Below are 17,440 nucleotides of genomic sequence, written 5' to 3' on the forward strand. Positions count from 1 at the left end.
GGGGGTCTCTCGTTACGTTGTTATCGTGATGGCGTGCCACGTCACGCGGTGCCGGGTCGCGTGACACGCTGCCGGCAGTCTCCGGCCGGCGTTCGGTCTGCGGCGAGCCTTATTTGCTTAGCCCGCGCATGGCCGATTCCAGCCCGGCCAGCGTGATCGGATACATGCGGCCTGCGAAGAGCTGGCGGATGACCGAGATCGATTGACGATATTGCCATATCGCCTCGGGCTCGGGATTGAGCCATGCGTGATGCGGGAAGCGGTCGATGAAGCGGCGCAGCCATACGGCACCGGCTTCCTTGTTGTTGTATTCGACCGAGCCGCCCGGTTGCAGCACCTCGTAAGGACTCATGGTGGCGTCGCCCACAAAGATCAGCTTGTAGTCTGCCGGATACTTGCGCAGCACGTCCCACGTCTCGAAGCGCTCGCTGTGACGACGTCGATTCTGCCGCCACAGATAGTCGTAGACGCAGTTGTGGAAGTAGTAGAACTCGAGATGCTTGAATTCGGATTTCGCCGCAGAAAACAGCTCTTCGGTACGCGCGATGTGGTCGTCCATCGAGCCGCCCACGTCGAGCAGCATCAGCACCTTCACGTTGTTGTGACGCTCCGGCACGAGTTTCAGGTCGAGCCAGCCGGCATTGGCAGCCGTGGCGCGAATGGTGTCGTCGAGATCCAGCTCTTCTGCTGCCCCTTCGCGGGCAAACTTGCGCAGACGCCGCAACGCGACCTTGATGTTGCGCGTGCCGAGCTCGACGGTGTCGTCGTAGTCGCGATAGGTGCGTTGGTCCCAGACTTTCACTGCCGTGCGGTTGCCGTTGCTCTCGCCGCCGATGCGGATCCCTTCGGGATTGAAGCCGCCGTTGCCGAACGGCGATGTGCCGCCCGTGCCGATCCATTTGCTGCCGCCTTCGTGACGGCCTTTCTGTTCGTCGAACAGTTGCTTGAGCCGCTCCATGAGCTTGTCGATGCCGCCGAGCGCCTGAATGCGAGCCTTGTCCTCAGGGGAAAGCTCGCGCTGCATGCGCTTCCTGAGCCACTCGAGGGGCACCTCGCCCGACGCGTCGACGACTTGCTGGACCCCCTTGAAATAGGCGCCGAACGCCTGATCGAACTTGTCGTAGTGCTTCTCGTCCTTGATCAGCGAGAGGCGCGCCAGATAGTAGAACTCGTCGAGCGAGGGCGCGATGACCTGACGTTGCAAGGCTTCGAGCAGCGTCAGGTATTCCTTGACCGAGACCGGCAGTTTCGCCGCGCGCAAGGTGTAGAAGAAGTCGATCAGCATGACGGTGGCGAGCTTACCGGTTGGCGCGGTTCATGAAGACGAGGCGCTCGAACAGATGCATGTCCTGTTCGTTCTTGAGCAACGCGCCGGCAAGTGGCGGGATCGCCAGCTTGTTGTCGGCGCTGCGCAGCGCTTCGGGGCCGATTTCCTCGGCCATCAGCAGCTTGAGCCAGTCGATCAGCTCCGAGGTCGACGGCTTCTTCTTGAGCCCGGGGATCTCGCGCACTTCGAAGAAGGTCGCCATCGCGGCGTTGACCAGTTCGCGGCGAATGTTCGGGAAATGCACGTCGATGATCGACTGCATGGTCGCCGGATCGGGGAACTTGATGTAGTGGAAGAAGCAGCGGCGCAGGAAGGCGTCGGGCAGCTCCTTTTCGTTGTTCGACGTGATGATGACCAGCGGACGGTGGCGCGCCTTCACGAGCTGGCGTGTCTCGTACACATAGAATTCCATGCGGTCGAGTTCGCGCAGCAGGTCGTTGGGGAATTCAATGTCGGCCTTGTCGATTTCGTCGATGAGCAGCACGACGGGATGGTCGGCCTCGAACGCCTGCCAGAGCACGCCCCTGACGATGTAGTTGGCGATGTCGCGCACCCGCTCGTCGCCCAACTGCGAATCGCGCAAACGCGAAACCGCGTCGTACTCATACAGACCCTGCTGCGCTTTGGTCGTGGACTTCACGTGCCATTGCAGCAGCGGCATATCGAGTGCGGCGGCGACTTCCTCCGCGAGCATGGTCTTGCCGGTGCCGGGCTCGCCTTTGATGAGCAGCGGGCGTTGCAGCGTGGCCGCCGCATTCACGGCGAGCTTGAGGTCGTCGGTGGCGACGTACTGGGAAGAGCCTTCGAAGCGCATTGTCTGTGCCGTCCGCAAACAGCCGGCCAACCGGCCGGGCAGGGAAAAAGTTCAGTATAAGACATTGCGCATAAGCCTCGCTCGGACAGTCAAAATCTGTCTTTGCATCAAGGGCTTGCGAAAAAACTTCGGAGAACTGTGCGGGTCAGCCCCGAGTTTGCGGGGGCAAGGGTGTGGGTTACAATCGATTGCTTTTTTCACAGGTCGGCGGCCTTGGAGTCGGGACGGCGATCTGCGTGTTGCGGGCCGGTATTCCAACCAAAAACGTTCCCAAGAAGACCATGAAAAAGTTCCTCACGATGATGGCGCTGGCGCTCGGCAGCACGTCGCTCATGTCGCTCAGTGCGCTTCACGCGGCCGAACTCAAGCCCAATCTGGACGCGGCAAAGGACAAGGTAGCCATGTGTATCGGCTGCCACGGCATTCCCGACTATCGCACCGCGTTTCCCGAGGTGTATCACGTGCCCCGGATCGGCGGACAGAATGCGAAGTACATCGAAAACGCCCTGAAGGAGTACGCGAAGGGCGACCGCAAGTTCCAGACGATGCATGGCATCGCAGCCACGTTGACCGATCAGGACATCGTCGACATTGCCGCGTACTACGCGGCGCAATCGGCGTCGACGCCGGTCAATCCCCAGAAGTAAAACGTGCGTGGCTGAGGAGAACACGATGAAGCACTCGATGGTAAAGGCCGCGGCTGCGGCATCCCTGGCGCTCGGCGCCATGTTCGCGGGTTGGACCGGTTCGGCGTTCGCTGCCGGCAATATCGCCAACGGCAAAGCGCTCGTCGACAAAGGCATGTGCGCAAGCTGCCACGGCGCCAATCTGAACGCACCGATCACCCCGGAATACCCGAAACTGGCGGGGCAATATGCGGACTACGTCTATAACGCGCTGCGTGCCTATCAGAACGAAACCAGTCTCGTGTTCGGGCGTAGCAACGCCATCATGAAGACGCAGGTCATGTCCAATCCCGCGACGATCGGTGCGGACGGCAAGCCGCGTCCGTTCACCTCGCAGGAGCTGAAGGACATTTCGGCCTATATCGAATCGCTGCCCGGCGATCTCGTCACGAAGAAGTAAGCGCTCTGGCGTCACCATAAAAAAACGACGGTTGCTCCGATGGCAACCGTCGTCTGCATTTGTCTTCGCTCGCGGGCGTGCCTCGCGCAGGCTTGCGCTCAGCGCGAGGCTTGCTGCTCGATGCGTTGCAGGTAGGCGTCGGAGTCTGGCGGCTGGCCGGTGCGCTGCGCTTCCCAGAGCGTTTGTCCCAGACATTCCATGATGCGATGCTGCGCGTCATGCGGCGAGTCGAGACGCTGGGTCAGCTTCTCGTAGGCGGCACGAATGCCCGGGGGCTGATCGATCGAGACCTGCTCGCTGATTGCCAGATGCATCGACAGATGCAGGAACGGGTTGGTCTGTCCGGCCTCGGGCGAGTAATCGCGGGCGCTGGCGTCTTCGGTGTCGGACAGCGCGTCGTGATACTCGGGATGTTCATTGATCCAGTCGGCGGCCATGGTCTCGAGCGGCGTCAGGATGCTGCCGCTGCGCTGCTTTTGCCAGGTGGTGCAGAAGAATTGCCGGACTTCGTCTCGGCTCGGATTGAACATGGGGACTCCGTGGGGTTCTGATAAGGCATCTTGCAGCGCGCCATGCCATGACTACAATGGCGGATCGATTGCCGCAGTGCGCCGGGCGTGCCGTTGTGGGCGGAGTGCGCCGGAATCGCATGAAAACTGGCCGTATTGTCGCTCAATTTTCTCAATCATGTCGCAAAGCCCTCGCGTGCCGGCCGCCGCCGGAGACGTCTCTGTCATGCACCCGGCGCCCCCGCCTTCGGCCTGGGCTGGCGTCGCGCTGATTGCTGTCTCGGCGTCGGCGTTTGGGGCCATGGCCATCTTTGCGCGGGCGGCTGCGGCGTCAGGCGCCGACATCTTCGCGATGCTGCTGTTTCGCTTCTTCGTGGCGGCCATCCTGTTGCTGGTCTGGTGCCGGTTGCAACAGGTGCGCTTCCCGGCGCGCCGCAGGGCGCTCGGCATTGCCCTGATGGGCGGTATCGGCTACGTTGGCCAGTCGCTTTGCTTTTTCGGGGCGCTGCAATACGCACAGGCGTCGCTAGTCGCACTGCTGCTTTATCTCTATCCGGTGTTCGTCACGATCTTGGCGGCCATCTTTCTGCACGAACGCCTCACGCCGGTGACGCTCGGCGCGCTCGTGCTCTGTTCGCTCGGGACGGCGCTGACCGTCGGGGGCGGGCACGGGCAGCCGCTGGGCATGGCGTTGGCCGTGGCGGCGGCGTTGATCTACTCGGGCTATATCGTGGTCGGCGCTCGACTGACCCAGGGGGTGGATGCCCGCGCCACTGCAACGCTCGTCTGCCTGGCGGCGACGGTTTCCTTCGGAGCGATGGCGGCGGTGCGCGCGTCGCAAGGACTGCCCCTTCAATGGCCGGCAGGCGCGGGCGGCTGGGTGGCGCTCACCGCCATTGCGGTGTGCTCGACGGTCATCGCCATTCTGACGTTCTTCGCCGGATTGCAGCGTCTCGGGGCGGGGCGCGCCTCGATGCTCTCAACGCTGGAGCCGGTGGTCACGGTGCTGCTCGCGGCCATGCTGCTGGGTGAAACGCTCACCGCAGCGCAGCTTGGCGGCGGTGGACTGATTCTGGCGGGCGTGGTCTGGCTATCGGCACGCGGAGCGTCGGCAAACCCCTGATCGAACGGGGATTTTTGCCGCGTCAGCGCACGTCGCACGGCGACGGTACAATCGCCCATCGTTCGTTATTCATCCCGCCGAGGTCAATCGACATGAGCACCATTGCCAAAGAAGCCATCGCCCAACTGTTCACCGATGCCCGCACGCATAATGTGTGGCTCGACAAACCGGTCAGCGACGACACGCTGCACGAACTGTATGACCTGGTGAAGTGGGGCCCGACCTCGGCCAACACCACGCCCGCGCGCATCGTCTTTGTGAAGAGCGCGCAGGAGAAGGCCAGGCTGCTCGAATGCATGGCGCCGGGCAACGTCGACAAGACCCGCACCGCGCCGGTAACGGCCATCATCGCGTTCGATCTGAAGTTCTACGAGCACCTGCCCAAGCTGTTCCCGAATGGGGCCGAGAAGATGGTGCCGATGTTCTCGGGCGACGCTGCCAAGGCCGCCGGCGCGGCGCACATGAACAGCTCGCTGCAAGGCGGTTACTTCATTCTTGCTGCCCGCGCGCTGGGCCTCGACTGCGGCCCGATGGCCGGTTTCGATGCGCAGAAGGTCAACGACACGTTCTTCGCGGGTACCGACTGGCGCGTCAACTTCATCTGCAATCTCGGTTACGGCGATCACGGCAAGTTGTTCCCGCGCAATCCGCGTCTGTCGTTCGACGAGGCGGCGCGCATCATCTAAGCCGGACACGCGAGACCCTGAGGGCATTCTCAGGGCGCGCCAAACCCAACGGGCGGCCCCGATGTGCGGGCCGCCCGTTGCCGTTTACGGCGTTTGACTGAAGATGATCGTGGATCAGGTCTTCGGTGCGGGCGTCTTGGGGCGGAAGTCGCACAGCGGTTCGATGGCGCAATGCCAGCACTCCGGCTTGCGTGCCTTGCACACATAGCGGCCGTGCAGGATGAGCCAGTGATGCGCGTCGTGCTTGAACTCCCGTGGCGTGACGCGTTCCAGCGCCAGTTCCACGGCGAGCGGGTCTTTGCCGGGCGCCAGGCCCGTGCGGTTCGCGACGCGGAAGATGTGCGTGTCCACGGCAATCGTATCTTCGCCAAACGCGGTGTTGAGCACCACGTTCGCCGTCTTGCGACCCACGCCCGGCAGTGCTTCGAGCGCCTCACGCGAGCGCGGCACTTCGCCTCCATGCACGTCGAGCAGCAACTGACACGTCGCGATGACATTCTTGGCCTTCGTGCGGTACAGGCCGATGGTCTTGATGTAATCCGAGACGCCGGCCTCGCCGAGCGCGAGCATCTTCGCCGGGGTGTTCGCCACGGCGTACAACTTGCGGGTGGCTTTGTTCACGGAAACGTCGGTCGCCTGCGCCGAGAGCAGCACGGCAATCAGCAATTCGAACGGCGACGTGTACTCCAGCTCCGTCGTCGGATGAGGATTGAGTTGTTGCAGCGTCTCGAACAGGGCACGGCGTTTGGCGTCGTTCATGGCGGGTGGCGCGTGAGTTGTGGCGTCTGTCTTGTTGTCGGGGGACGGAACGTGCTGCGCTGTGCCTATGCCTTGCCCGGGGTGTCGTTGGTGTCCGGGAGAGCGGCGTCATGGGGGGGTGAGAGACCCATACGCTTACGCCGTGCCTCGGCTTCGTCGATCTGCGCCTGCACGTTGGCAGACACGTTCTCCGTATTTTTCGGCCCGAGTCCTTCCGCAGCCAGTGCGGCTTTCTTCTGGCGGGCGCGTTCGAGTGCCGCCTGAATGATGGCCTGCTTGCGGGCGGCAGCTTCGTCGACCACAGGGGACGACGCTGCCGTGCCGCTGGGTAAAACGGGCAATGTCGCCGCTTGCGCCTCGGTGGTTTGCGGCGCGCCGTGCGCTGCGCTCGGTGCAGTGGAGGCGCCGGGTGCCACGCGCGCCGCGCGAGCGGCCAGACGTGCTTCGCGCTGCGCCTTGTCCTTCTCGAGACGCACCTGATGCGCTTCGAAATGCGAGCGGGCCGCGTCGGCCTGTGTCTGCGACCAGGCGTCCCAGCCAGTGCGTTCGCCGGTGACCGGCACCATGTCGATACAGTCGACGGGGCAGGGCGGCACACACAGATCGCAACCCGTGCAGCGGTCTTCGATGACCGTATGCATCAACTTGGCAGCACCTACGATGGCATCGACAGGGCAGGCCTGCAGGCAAAGCGTACAGCCGATGCACAGCGATTCGTCGATGATGGCGCGGGGGCGCGGGCGCGCGACGCCATTCTCCGGATTGAGCGGAATAATGGGGCGGTCGAGCAGTTTGGCGAGACGTTCGACGCCTTCGGCACCGCCCGGCGGGCACTGGTTATAGCTGGCTTGCCCGCTGGCGATGGCGTCGGCATACGGGCGGCAACCCGCGTAACCGCACTTGGTGCACTGCGTCTGGGGCAATAGGGCATCGATGCGTTGCGCGAGCGCGCTGACTTCGGACACGTCTTTAGTGGGGGATTCGGCGGAAAGTCGAATTATCCTGCATTTTGCAGAAACACTGAAACCGTTGTGCCATAATTCCGCCCGTTGAGAACGACCGGCCGATCATGACAACCTCAGAAACCAAGATCAAACGGGACCCCGAACGCACCCGACAGCGCATTCTTGCCGCTGCGATCGAGGAGTTTGCCGAACGTGGTTCGAGCGGTGCGCGCGTGGACAGCATTGCGCGCCGAGCCGATATCAATGAACGCATGCTGTATTACTACTTCGGCAACAAGGATCAGCTCTATCTGGCCGTGCTCGAAGAGGTCTACGGCGAATTCAACCGAGCGGAACACGGGCTGAAGCTCGACGTACTCGCCCCGCTCGACGCCGTGGCCGAACTGGCTCACTTCGTGTGGGACTACTACGCCGAACATCCGGAACTGATTCAGCTCATCAATAACGAGAATCTGCACGAAGCGAAGTCGATGCGACAGTCGACGGAGATTCGTCAGCAGGTCTCGCCGATTGTCGAGCTGCTCGCGCAGACGCTCAAGCGCGGCCAAGCGAGCGGCGAAATCCGTCTGGGCGTCGATCCAGTGGATCTGTACGTGACGATCTCGGCGATGGGCTATTACGTCATGTCGAACCGGCACACATTGTCGATCGTCATGGGCCGCGACGTGATGGCTGCCGATTCGCGCAAGACGTATTCGGCCTTCAATACGCAAATGCTGCTGGATTCGCTACGTACGCGCTAACCGGGCGGCCGCGATCTGCGCCGGCCGGCACTGCCCGTCAAAAACAAAACCGCCGCGTGGGCCGAAGCCCTCGCGGCGGTTTTGTTATGACGCTGCGAAACACCGAATGCGGCTCAGGCGTGCTTCGCGATGAAGTCGCGGATCTGCGGATAGATCACGTTGCGCCAGCGGCTGCCGGAGAAAATCCCGTAATGGCCGCAAGACGGCGCCGTGAAATGCGCCCGGCGTTTGACCGGGATGCCGGTACACAGCTCGTGTGCGGCCTGCGTCTGGCCGCTGCCCGAGATATCGTCCAGTTCGCCTTCGATGGTGAAGAGCGCGGTCGTCTTGATGTCCTGCGGACGCACTCGCTGACCGGCCACGTCCCACGTGCCGCGCGCGAGGCTGAAATCCTGGAACACGGTCTTGATCGTGTCGAGATAGTACTCGGCCGCCATGTCGAGCACGGCGTTGTACTCGTCGTAGAAACGGCGATGCGAGTCGGCATCGTCGTTGTCGCCGCGCATCAGATCGAGATAGAAGTCCCAGTGCGACTTCAGGTGACGGTCCGGATTCATCGCAACGAACCCTGCGTGCTGCAGGAAGCCCGGATAGACCAGCCGGCCCGAGCCCGGATAGTTGGCCGGCACCGGGTGAATCACGTGATTCTCGAACCACTCGTACGACTTGTTCGTCGCAAGCGAGTTGACAGACGTCGGACTCTTGCGCGCATCGATCGGGCCACCCATCATCGTCATGGTCTTGGGCGTCTTTTCGCCGTTCGACGCCATGAGCGAGATCGCACCGAGCACCGGCACGGTCGGCTGGCACACCGAGATGACGTGCAGATTCTCAGCGCCGATGTGGCGAATGAAGTCCTGGATGTAGGCGACGTAGTCGTCCAGATGAAACTCGCCGTCTTCCAGCGGCACCATGCGCGCATCGACCCAGTCAGTGATGTAGACCTTGTGGTCCTTGAGCAGCGTGGTGACCGTGTCGCGCAACAGCGTGGCGTGGTGCCCCGACAGCGGTGCAACGACCAGCACGACCGGATCGTCCTTGAGCTGCCCCACGGCGCCAGCATCGTCTGCGTACCGCTTGAATCGCAGCAGGCGGCAGAACGGCTTCTCCATCGCCGTCATTTCTACGACGGGAATGTTGTAGCCATCGACTTCGACGGCCTTGATATTGAACTCGGGTTTTTCGTAGTCCTTGCCGAGCCGGTAGAGCAATTCATATCCGGCGGCGATGCGGGGCGCACCCGGCATCATGGCGAGCAGGCTGCCCGGGTTGACGAACGTCGTCGCCGCCGCCTTGGCCCACGTGGTGAGGGGATTCAACCACGCACGATTGTATTCGTGAATCTGATACAGCATGTTGTGTGCCCTGAGGCGGATGATGGAGGCAATTATGCAACCGTTTATCGCGGCTGTGCAACGCAGCATAACCCTGATATATGGCATTCCCGCATCATGGCGATAGTTTTAGCTTATTCCTATGATTGTTATTAACTATCGTTGTTGCAATGCAACAATGCGAATGCAAAAAAAAACCCGCCGGATCAGGCGGGCTTTTTCATCGATGACGCCAGAGGCGATCAGCGCAGCACTTGGGCGATGGCCGACGCGACGCTGTCGATGTTCTTGTCGTTGAGCGCGGCCACGCAGATACGGCCCGTGCTCACGGCATAGATGCCGAACTCTTCGCGCAGACGTTCGACCTGATCGGCCGTGAGGCCCGAGTACGAGAACATGCCGCGTTGCTTGATCACGAACGAGAAATCGCGTTCCACGCCGTGGGCGCGCAGCTTCTCGACCAGTGCCAGACGCATGGCGCGGATGCGCTCACGCATTTCGGCCAGCTCTTCCTCCCACAGGGCGCGCAGTTCGGCGTTGCCCAGCACGGCGGCGACGACCGAGCCACCGTGCGTCGGCGGGTTCGAATAGTTGGTGCGGATCACGCGCTTGAGCTGCGAGAGCACGCGGGTCGATTCGTCCTTGTTGCCCGTCACGATGGACAGGGCGCCGACGCGCTCGCCATACAGCGAGAACGACTTGGAGAACGAGCTCGACACGAAGAAGTTCAGGCCGGCGGCGGCGAACAGGCGCACCACGGCGGCGTCGGCATCGATGCCGTCACCAAAGCCTTGGTAGGCGATGTCGAGGAACGGCACCAGCTTGCGGGCCTTCACGAGTTCCACGACCTGGGCCCATTGGTCCATCGTCAGGTCGACGCCAGTCGGGTTGTGGCAGCAGGCGTGCAGCACGACGATGGTGCCTTCCGGCTCCTTGCCGAGCATGTCGAGCATGCCCGTCAGGTTCACGCCGTGCGATTCGGCGTCGTAGTACGGGTACGAGACGACGTTGAAGCCGGCTTGCGTGAACAGGGCGCGGTGGTTTTCCCAGCTCGGGTCGCTGATGGCGACCGTGGCGTTCGGGTTCAGTTGCTTGAGGAAGTCGGCGCCAATCTTGAGGGCGCCGGTGCCGCCCAGCGCCTGAGCGGTGATCACGCGGCCTTCGGCCAGCACGGGCGATTCCTTGCCGAACAGCATTTCCTGCACTGCCTTGTCGTACGCGGCGATGCCTTCGATCGGCAGATAGCCGCGCGGCAGACCGGCGGCCACACGTTGTTCTTCCGCTGCCTTCACGGCCTTGAGCAGGGGCAGTTTGCCTTCCGCATTGAAATACACGCCGACGCCCAGATTCACCTTATTGGTACGGTGATCGGCGTTGTAGGCTTCGTTCAGGCCAAGGATGGGGTCGCGCGGGGCGAGTTCGACAGCGGAGAAGAGGGTCATTTCGACGGCTCGAGGCAGGTAGTAGGAAAATGCAGCGGGTCGGCCGCAACTTACGCAGGATCGGCCCAACGGGGTATTTTAGCGAAGATTACCCGCGCTTGTGGTAAACACCCGCTCGCGCTGCGCGAATTCGCGCTATTTCGACACGAAAACTGCCACGTATTGCCAGAATTTGACGAAATCGCAGTGAAGCGTGCGGCGCGAAGGCGGTGCTGGCCGGGGCGCGTGCCGCCCTGGGGTCCCTGTTACCCATCGGACTCAGGGAATCGTCCGACGCGCTAGAATGCCAGATTACGTCTCTCATGCTCGCGCCCCCGCCATGACCCCTGCGGCTGACCACGACCTCGACGAAAGCAAGTTCCTGACGTTCCCGGATTCGCCTTACCAACTCTACTGTCCATTCCCTGCCGCCGGCGATCAGCCTGCGGCCATCGCGCAGTTGACCGAGGGCGTGCAAGACGGGCTCGCGTTCCAGACCTTGCTCGGTGTCACCGGGTCGGGCAAGACCTTCACGATGGCGAACGTGATCGCGCGGCTTGGCCGCCCGGCCATCGTATTCGCGCCCAACAAGACGCTTGCTGCCCAGCTTTACTCGGAGTTCCGCGAGTTCTTCCCGCGCAACGCGGTGGAGTACTTCGTCTCGTACTACGACTATTACCAGCCGGAAGCGTATGTGCCGCAGCGCGATCTCTTCATCGAGAAGGACTCGTCTGTCAACGAACACATCGAGCAGATGCGCCTTTCGGCAACGAAGAGCCTGCTCGAGCGCCGCGACGTGGTGATCGTGGCCACCGTCTCCGCCATCTACGGTATCGGAAATCCGAACGAATACCACCAGATGATTCTGACGGTACGTCAGGGCGACAAGATCGGCCAGCGCGACATCATCGCGCGATTGATCGCAATGCAGTACACGCGCAATGAAACGGATTTCGGACGGGGCACGTTCCGCGTGCGAGGCGACACCATCGATGTCTTCCCGGCGGAACACGCCGAACTGGCGTTGCGCGTGGAGTTGTTCGACGATGAAGTCGACACGCTGCAACTCTTCGATCCGCTCACGGGGCGCGTGCGGCAGAAGGTGCCGCGATTCACGGTGTATCCGTCGTCGCACTATGTGACTCCGCGAGACACGGTGCTGCGCGCCATCGAGACGATCAAGGACGAACTGCGCGAGCGGCTCGACTTCTTCTACAAGGAAGGCAAGCTGGTCGAGGCGCAGCGTCTGGAGCAGCGCACCCGGTTCGATCTGGAGATGTTGCAGGAACTGGGCTTCTGCAAGGGCATCGAGAACTATTCGCGGCATTTGTCCGGTGCCGCGCCGGGTGAGCCGCCGCCGACGCTTGTCGACTATCTGCCGCCAGACGCGTTGATGTTCCTCGACGAGTCTCACGTCCTCATCGGGCAGTTCAACGGCATGTACAACGGCGACCGGGCGCGCAAGGAAAACCTCGTCAACTACGGCTTCCGTTTGCCGTCGGCGCTGGATAATCGTCCGCTCAAGTTTGCCGAGTACGAACGCAAGATGCGTCAGGCGATTTTCGTCTCCGCCACGCCCGCAGATTACGAGGCCAAGCGCACGGGGCAGGTCGTGGAGCAGGTGGTGCGTCCGACCGGACTGATCGACCCGATCATCATGGTCCGCCCGGCGCGTACGCAGGTCGACGACGTCCTCACGGAAATCAACAAACGCGTCGCCGTGGAGGAGCGTGTGCTGGTCACCACGCTCACGAAGCGCATGGCGGAGCAGCTCACCGAGTATCTGTCCGATAACGGCGTGAAGGTCCGCTATCTGCACAGCGACATCGATACTGTCGAACGCGTAGAGATCATCCGTGATTTGCGCCTGGGCGCATTCGACGTGCTGGTCGGGATCAACTTGCTGCGTGAGGGGCTGGATATTCCGGAGGTGTCGCTCGTGGCAATTCTCGACGCGGACAAGGAAGGCTTCCTGCGCGCCGAGCGGTCATTGATTCAGACGATCGGCCGTGCGGCGCGCAACGTCAACGGAACGGCCATTCTGTACGGCGACAAGATGACCGATTCGATGAAGCGGGCGATCAGCGAGACGGAGCGTCGCCGTGCCAAGCAGATGGCGCACAACGAGGCCAACGGCATCGTGCCGACGGGCGTGAAGAAGCGCATCAAGGACATCATCGACGGTGTCTACGATCCGCAGGACGCCAAGGCGGAACTGGCCGAGGCCAAAGAGCAGGCGCATTATCAGGACATGTCGGAAAAGCAACTGGCTCGCGAGATCAAGAAGCTCGAGAAGCAGATGCAGGAACACGCTCGGAATCTGGAATTCGAGAAGGCTGCCAAGGTGCGCGACCAACTATTGCACGTCAAGGCGCTGGTGTTCGGAACCGATGGGGCGAGCGAGGCGGAGCTCGGGCCCAAGGTCTGATGGCCGGTGAAGGGGGAGGGCTTCTGCGCACGTGCGCGCCGCACGGCGACGTGATAAGCATTCCACAAGCAATTCGTTCCCATCGCCGCAGTGGCCGATTAGTCTGGACGGCACTGTCAACTTCGATGGATGTCCCATGTCTGCACACTTCTCCGGCGCTCGGCGCCGACTGCTGACGACCGGTGCCGCTGCACTGGCCGCTGCTGTCGCCGCCTCAACGGCATTCGCACAATCGGGCACGTCTGGCACGTCTGGCACGTCTGGCACGTCTGGCGCGACGGGCGCGACCGGAGGGCGAGTGCTGCGGATCGGTCATCAGAAGGGGCTGCTGACGCTGCTCAAGGGGCGCGGCACGCTCGAAAAGCAGCTGGCAACGCTGGGTGTCCACGTGAGCTGGACCGAATTCCCGTCAGGCCCCCCGCAGCTCGAAGCGCTCAATGTCGGTTCGATCGATTTTGGCGACGTCGGTGAAGCACCGCCGGTGTTCGCGCTCGCGGCCGGCGCGCCGTTCGTCTACTACGGGCAGAGCGTTCAGCGGCCAAAGAGCGAAGGACTGCTTGTGCCGAAGGGGTCGCCGATTACGTCGTTTGCGCAGCTCAAGGGCAAGCGCGTCGCGTTCACGAAGGGCTCGAATACACACTACCTGTATGTGCGCCTGCTGCAACAGGCCGGCCTCAAGCCGCAGGACATCACACCGGTTTTCCTGCAACCCGCCGATGCGCGTGCCGCGTTCGAGCGCGGCTCGGTCGACGCGTGGCTGGTGTGGGACCCGTTCCTCGCAGTTGCGCAAAAGTCACTCGGCGCGCGCCTCGTGGCCGATGGCTCCGGCCTCGTCGGCAATCGTTTGTATTTCTTTACCTCGCGCACGTACGTGCAACACAACGAGGACGTGTTGCGCGTGGTGATCGAGGAACTCAACGCCGTCGATCGATGGGTCGAGGCCAATCGTGCGGCGGCGGCTTCCGAATACGCGCAGTTGTGGGGTGTGCCGCGCGATGCGGTCGAGTTGGCGCTGTCGCGTCAGCGGTTCGGTATCGAGCGCATCACGCGCGCTACCCTGGCCGAACAGCAGCAGATCGCCGACGCGTTTCTTGAACTCAATCTTTTGCCCAAGCGTATCGACGTTGCGCAAGCGGCCCCGCCTTCGCTGGGGTGAGCGGCCCCGCCTTATTCACGGGATGGGAGCCCCGGTGCTGGGCGAAGATGCGCGGGGCGCAGGCGTCGAGTCCGGTTGCCGGGGCCGCCGGACCCGACGCCATCACAAGACGTTCGGGCGAGGCCCGAGCGCATGGCCCGGCAGCCAACCTGCTGGCATGTGGACTAATGAGACAATCGTGAGTGTTCGAGGCCGTGCGGAAACACTTCGAACGTATCGGACCCCGTGAGACGCTCTCGCGCCAGTTTCATGGGGCGGATTTCCGGTGTATCACGTTGATTATTCATGAGAAAAACCTCCGTCCTGTTTGTCTGCATGGGCAACATCTGCCGCTCACCCAGCGCCGACGGCATTTTCCGTTACCGTCTGGCCGAGGCCGGACTGACTGAGCTGATCGCCGTCGACTCGGCGGGCACGCACAGCTATCACATCGGCCATGCCCCCGATGCCCGCACACAAGCCGCGGCACAGCGGCGTGGCTACGATCTGAGCGCGTTGCGGGCGCGTCGGGTCGAAGCCGGCGACTTCGAGAACTTCGAGTGGATCGTCGCGATGGATAACGCCAACGCCGCCGAACTCTCGGCACGTTGTCCGGCTGAGTATCGTCACAAGATCGTGCGTCTGATGGACTTTGCGACGCGCCACGACGCCGCTGAAGTGCCCGACCCGTATTACGGTGGCGCGCAAGACTTCGAAACCGTGCTCGACTATATTGAGGACGGCCTCGACGGCCTGCTCGCGCGGCTGACAGAAGACGCCTGAAGCGTCGCGGTTCGACGGATGACGGGCGAGTGGCGAAAGACTGAGCATCTTCCGCGACACGCATCGATGGCGATATCATTCGCCCCAGCATCGGCGCAGTTGCGCCGGTTCGGCGGTATCCCCCGTCTTTCCTCGTCTCGCTGTCTGTCTTCATCCGCTCCCAATCGATGCTTAATTCGCTCACCTCGTACTGGCGCAAGTGGCGCACCTCGCGTCATGCCGGCCATCAGCTCGACGAACTGCTCGCGCATGCCGATCCGACGGCGTCGCTGGCCGTGCGCAATCAATGGCTGATCGAACTGGCGCATTGGGTGCAAAAGCGTGGCGCGCTCGTCAACGAAGTGCGCGAGGCGGGGGAGGCGGCGCGCTATCGTCCGCATACCCGTTTGCGTTATCTGCTCCAGATGCTGGAGCGCAATCCGGCGTGGCGTTTGCCTGTCGCTCGCACGCTACGTAGCATCATCAACGAGAGCGATGCGATTTCGCTGCTATGCGATACCGGCATGCCCGTGCGACCGGGGTTCTGGGGCGCGCTGGTCGAGCGTATCGAGAAGGCGCTGATTCCGCCGCCGCCGACGCGCCGCGATCTCTCCGCGCTATGCTCGCTCATGTTTCCCGACGCAGAGGCGGCCGACTGGATTGCCGTCATGCCGTCTGAGCTGCTGGCCGACCTCATCGCGCTGCTGCACTTCGGCGAGGATGAGGATGACGACATCGACTGGAATCCGTTCGCCGAAGACCTGCTCGCCGCCATGCATCACCTCGTCGACCAGATTGCGTCGACCGGGCTGTCACAGGCGGTGCGCTCACGTCTGACCTATCCCCGCGTTACCGAATCGCCGTTCTACCGGCTCGGACGCGCCATGCAGGAACTCGAGGAAGCGGGTCAGGAATTTGCACACGGCGCGCCGCCGTCGCAGTCCTTCGTGCAGCGCATCAATGTGTTTCGCGCGTTGCTCGACGATTGCGCCCGCGCGGCGCGTCAGGTCTATGCGCACCTCGACGAGAACGGTGTGAGCGTTGACATCGTGTTCCAGGTGGAGCGGGCCAAGGCGCGTATTCGCCGGCTCGAGCGCCTGCTCGAGGCGTGGCTGACCCAGGGTGACGAGGACCGCGCCACCGCGCGCGTGCGGTTGTTCGCAGATCTGGTGCGGGCTAACCGGGCCAGCCAGAGCGTGGGCGAACTGGCGCGTACATCGTTCGGACTGCTGGCACGCAAGGTCGTGGAGCGAAGCGCTGAGACGGGCGAACATTACATCGCGCGCAATCGCAGCGAGTACTTCGCGATGTTGAAGATGGCCTGCGGCGGCGGCCTCGTGACCGTGGTGACCGTCTATGTGAAGTTTCTGATCGTCAGTGCGCATTTGCCCGCCATCGTCGAAGGCTTCCTGGCCGGGGCCAACTACGCGCTTTGCTTCCTTTTCATGCATTTTTGCCACTTCACACTGGCCACCAAGCAGCCCGCGATGACAGCGCCCGCCATCGCCAGCAAGCTCGACGACGTTGACACCCCGGCTGGCATGGACGCCTTCGTCGGCGAGGTTATCGCGCTCGTGCGCACGCAGGCGGCGGCCATCTTCGGCAATCTGGCGATGGTGTTTCCCTTCTGCCTGCTGGTGCAATGGGTCGTCTCGGCGGCGCTGGGCATGAATACGATCCCGCCCGAAAAGGCGCACGCGACGCTCAATTCGTTCTCGATTCTTGGCGTAACCCCGCTCTTTGCCGCTATGACCGGGGTGCTGCTGTGGTTCTCGAGTCTGATTTCGGGTTGGGCGGACAACTGGTTTGCGCTGCATGGCATCGGCGATGTGCTGACCTACAACCGGCGTCTGCGTTTCGTTTTCGGCCGCAGCGGGGCGGCTCGACTGGCGGACGCGTGCCGTCGCCACATCGCTCCGGTGCTCGGGAATTTGACGCTCGGCTTCATGCTGGGTCTGGTGCCTGCCGTGCTGACGGCGTTCGCGTTGCCGTTCGAAGTCCGTCACGTGACCCTGTCGACCGGCGCTATCGCTACGTCGATCGGTGTGCTGGGCATGCCGGCGCTGCACGATCCGGCCCTTTGGCTCGCAGTCGCGGGTGTCGGGTCGATGGCCCTGCTCAACGTCGGCGTCAGTTTTGCGTTAGCATTTCACATGGCGCTCCGATCGCGTCCACTGCGACTGGGCGACCGCCGGCAAATCCACCGCGCCATCTGGCGAGCCGTGCTGCGCAATCCTCTGGTGCTGCTGTTCCCGCTGCGTTCGCCGCAGGGGGATGCTCGTCCCGAAAAATAAGAAATCTCATAAGCGGGCGAGGGAACTTCCGCAAAAAATGGGCCAGAAGTACTT

General features: G+C 62.7%; 16 protein-coding genes. 9 read left to right on the forward strand and 7 right to left on the reverse strand.

Annotation, left to right across the window (positions count from 1 at the left end; genetic code table 11):
- Positions 1-109 precede the first annotated feature (109 nt).
- Complete coding sequence (locus PBR20603_RS08605) at positions 110-1,285, reverse strand: vWA domain-containing protein (protein ID WP_150559130.1); 1,176 nt, start codon at positions 1,283-1,285, stop codon at positions 110-112.
- 13 nt (positions 1,286-1,298) lie between these two features.
- Positions 1,299-2,141, reverse strand: coding sequence for an AAA family ATPase (locus PBR20603_RS08610; protein ID WP_150559131.1), 843 nt, complete (start codon positions 2,139-2,141; stop codon positions 1,299-1,301).
- A gap of 281 nt (positions 2,142-2,422) precedes the next feature.
- Between PBR20603_RS08610 and PBR20603_RS08615 the strand changes: the two genes are divergently transcribed.
- Both PBR20603_RS08615 and PBR20603_RS08620 read left to right on the forward strand, forming a co-directional pair.
- The gene (locus tag PBR20603_RS08615) at positions 2,423-2,788 is read left to right on the forward strand and encodes a c-type cytochrome (protein ID WP_150559132.1); all 366 of its coding nucleotides are present in this window, start codon (positions 2,423-2,425) and stop codon (positions 2,786-2,788) included.
- A gap of 25 nt (positions 2,789-2,813) precedes the next feature.
- A complete protein-coding gene (locus PBR20603_RS08620; RefSeq protein ID WP_425495796.1) occupies positions 2,814-3,227 on the forward strand; it encodes a c-type cytochrome in 414 nt (137 codons plus the stop codon).
- A 98-nt stretch (positions 3,228-3,325) separates the two neighbouring features.
- On the opposite strand, the gene PBR20603_RS08625 is transcribed toward PBR20603_RS08620, so the two are convergent.
- Complete coding sequence (locus tag PBR20603_RS08625; RefSeq protein ID WP_150559133.1) at positions 3,326-3,757, reverse strand: DUF1841 family protein; 432 nt, start codon at positions 3,755-3,757, stop codon at positions 3,326-3,328.
- A 205-nt stretch (positions 3,758-3,962) separates the two neighbouring features.
- On the opposite strand from PBR20603_RS08625, the gene PBR20603_RS08630 reads away from it, so the two are divergent.
- The gene (locus tag PBR20603_RS08630; RefSeq protein ID WP_150559381.1) at positions 3,963-4,859 is read left to right on the forward strand and encodes a DMT family transporter; all 897 of its coding nucleotides are present in this window, start codon (positions 3,963-3,965) and stop codon (positions 4,857-4,859) included.
- Between the two features lie 92 nt (positions 4,860-4,951).
- Positions 4,952-5,545: a malonic semialdehyde reductase gene (locus PBR20603_RS08635; RefSeq protein WP_150559134.1), complete on the forward strand. Its 594-nt coding sequence runs from the start codon at positions 4,952-4,954 to the stop codon at positions 5,543-5,545.
- A 114-nt stretch (positions 5,546-5,659) separates the two neighbouring features.
- On the opposite strand, the gene nth is transcribed toward PBR20603_RS08635, so the two are convergent.
- Both nth and rsxB read right to left on the reverse strand, forming a co-directional pair.
- On the reverse strand, positions 5,660-6,304 hold the full coding sequence (gene nth, locus PBR20603_RS08640) for an endonuclease III (RefSeq protein WP_150559135.1): 645 nt from the start codon (positions 6,302-6,304) through the stop codon (positions 5,660-5,662).
- A gap of 65 nt (positions 6,305-6,369) precedes the next feature.
- Positions 6,370-7,269 carry an electron transport complex subunit RsxB gene (rsxB, locus tag PBR20603_RS08645; protein WP_150559136.1) on the reverse strand — a complete coding sequence of 300 codons (900 nt, stop codon included), beginning with the start codon at positions 7,267-7,269 and terminating at the stop codon, positions 6,370-6,372.
- A gap of 104 nt (positions 7,270-7,373) precedes the next feature.
- On the opposite strand from rsxB, the gene PBR20603_RS08650 reads away from it, so the two are divergent.
- Entirely contained in the window at positions 7,374-8,012 is a 639-nt protein-coding gene (locus tag PBR20603_RS08650) for a TetR/AcrR family transcriptional regulator (protein WP_150559137.1), read from the forward strand.
- A gap of 113 nt (positions 8,013-8,125) precedes the next feature.
- Here PBR20603_RS08650 and PBR20603_RS08655 read toward each other — a convergent pair whose 3' ends face one another.
- Entirely contained in the window at positions 8,126-9,367 is a 1,242-nt protein-coding gene (locus PBR20603_RS08655; RefSeq protein ID WP_150559138.1) for a polyhydroxyalkanoate depolymerase, read from the reverse strand.
- Between the two features lie 221 nt (positions 9,368-9,588).
- Positions 9,589-10,788, reverse strand: coding sequence for an amino acid aminotransferase (locus PBR20603_RS08660; protein WP_150559139.1), 1,200 nt, complete (start codon positions 10,786-10,788; stop codon positions 9,589-9,591).
- A gap of 319 nt (positions 10,789-11,107) precedes the next feature.
- Here PBR20603_RS08660 and uvrB point away from each other — a divergent pair, with 319 nt between their 5' ends.
- The 4 genes from uvrB to PBR20603_RS08680 all read left to right on the forward strand — a co-directional run bounded on the left by uvrB (position 11,108) and on the right by PBR20603_RS08680 (position 17,386).
- Positions 11,108-13,195 (forward strand): excinuclease ABC subunit UvrB, encoded by a 2,088-nt coding sequence (gene uvrB / locus PBR20603_RS08665; protein ID WP_150559140.1) that lies wholly within the window; start codon positions 11,108-11,110, stop codon positions 13,193-13,195.
- 136 nt (positions 13,196-13,331) lie between these two features.
- Positions 13,332-14,351 (forward strand): sulfonate ABC transporter substrate-binding protein, encoded by a 1,020-nt coding sequence (locus PBR20603_RS08670; RefSeq protein ID WP_150559141.1) that lies wholly within the window; start codon positions 13,332-13,334, stop codon positions 14,349-14,351.
- 285 nt (positions 14,352-14,636) lie between these two features.
- Complete coding sequence (locus tag PBR20603_RS08675) at positions 14,637-15,113, forward strand: low molecular weight protein-tyrosine-phosphatase (protein WP_174977848.1); 477 nt, start codon at positions 14,637-14,639, stop codon at positions 15,111-15,113.
- A 167-nt stretch (positions 15,114-15,280) separates the two neighbouring features.
- The gene (locus PBR20603_RS08680) at positions 15,281-17,386 is read left to right on the forward strand and encodes a site-specific recombinase (protein WP_150559142.1); all 2,106 of its coding nucleotides are present in this window, start codon (positions 15,281-15,283) and stop codon (positions 17,384-17,386) included.
- Positions 17,387-17,440: the final 54 nt, after the last annotated feature.

It is taken from the genome of Pandoraea bronchicola (assembly GCF_902459805.1).
In the GTDB taxonomy this organism is placed as follows: Bacteria; Pseudomonadota; Gammaproteobacteria; order Burkholderiales; family Burkholderiaceae; genus Pandoraea; species Pandoraea bronchicola.